Genomic DNA, 1,695 nt, shown 5'->3' with positions numbered 1-1,695 from the left:
TAATGTCATTAAGTTAAGTAATAGAATTGTAAGAGGGATCAATTAATTTTGACCCCTCTTTTTTTCTATTGACTTTTACTACAAAATTTGGGCGCTCCGCGCCTTTCGTAAGAGAGGTATATGGAGGTCGCTTAATTATGAAAATCGTATTTTTAATCTATTTCACATTTTTAGTTCATAAAAATAGAATAGGAGGACTTTCTAATGTCTGATTATTCTAATAAAGTTTTACGAGTTTTCAATTCCCATATTGATACTCTTGCGTCCGAGAAAAATAGCCGGAACCTTGTAAATAACATCTATTCTGATTTCACTAGAAATCGCAAATTATCTTTCCAAGATTTAATGAAAATCATTATTTTTTCTGCTGCTAAACCTATCAAAGAAGAATTATGGGATTACTTTGATTATGATGCGAATACTGCATCCTCAAGTGCATTTGTCCAAGCAAGAGATAAACTTAATTCCACTGCATTTAAGGAACTATTTTATTTATTGAATTCTTCTTTCCCTTGTAGAAAATTATACAATGGGTATCAACTTCTTGGTGTTGATGGCAGTGATCTTTCTATTCCTCTTGATTTAACTGATGCAGATACTTTAACTTCTTGTGGTTCCAATCTAAAGCCAATGAGTCAGTATCACATCGACTCTGCTTATGATCTGCTAGAACATCGATACGTTGATATGATAATAACTGGCTGTAAAAATAAAAATGAACCTAAATCACTTGTATCGATGGCTGAATCTCATCCAGAGGACAACGTTATTTATATTGCGGATAGATATTATGCTACTTGGAATACTATGGCACATATTATGCATGCAAATAAATCTTTCGTTATTCGCTCCAAAGACATTGAATCAAAAAGTAGTTTACTTAAAAGGTTCAATTTACCAAATGAAGAGTTTGATGTAGATGTTCACACGATTCTAACAAAGAAACAAACGAAAGAGATCCGAAGTCAACCTGATACATATCGGTTTATTTCAACAACAACGACATTTGATTATATCGAAACTGTTAATGATGAATACCCAATTGGTTTTCGAGTTGTACGTTTTAAAGCGAATGGCGACGAGGAATATGAATCAATCTTAACTAATCTATCAAGAGAAGAATTCCCTGCTACTGCTATTAAAGAATTATATAAATTGCGTTGGGGGATAGAGGTTTCTTTTCGCCATCTTAAGTATGCAACTGCACTTAAAGTGTTACATAGTAAAAAAAGAAACAGTATTCAACAAGAGATTTGGGCAAAGGCTATTTTGTATAATTTATCTATGCTTATCATCAATAAAACTTGTGATAAAGTAGAGAAACGGCGTAAATGGGAGTATAAAATCAATCTTACAAGTGGTATTCATCTCATTCGCGAAATGATAAAAAGAAAAGGTGGTTTCCCACCCAGCTTCAAAACGATAATATCCAAGGAACTTCTTCCAATACGTCCTAACCGACAGAACGAAAGAAATGTAAGAATTCAACGAACCATTGGTTTTAATTATCGTTTCTCTTAAGCAATTACATTATAACCTAACTTCAAAAAATGTTCACTACAAAGAACATCTTTTTTAGCATGTTCTTTACTGCTTGAAATATCACAACTTTCTGAAGATAACAAAAAACCAAGCAAAATTCACTTCATCGATGAATTTTGCTTGGTTAATGGATTCTTAACTTAATGACATTAA

General features: G+C 32.4%; 1 protein-coding gene. It reads left to right on the top strand.

The window, feature by feature from the left end:
- Nucleotides 1-204: 204 nt before the first annotated feature.
- Nucleotides 205-1,521 carry an IS4 family transposase gene (locus M2098_RS11515; RefSeq protein ID WP_280684631.1) on the top strand — a complete coding sequence of 439 codons (1,317 nt, stop codon included), beginning with the start codon at nt 205-207 and terminating at the stop codon, nt 1,519-1,521.
- The last annotated feature ends 174 nt before the right edge of the window (nt 1,522-1,695 follow it).

Origin of the sequence: Breznakia sp. PFB1-19 (assembly GCF_029893935.1) — a bacterium.
Lineage (GTDB): Bacteria > Bacillota_I > Bacilli_A > Erysipelotrichales > Erysipelotrichaceae > Breznakia > Breznakia blatticola.
The sequence above is the reverse complement of the archived record's forward strand: the minus strand, read 5'-3'. Positions and strand labels throughout refer to the sequence as shown.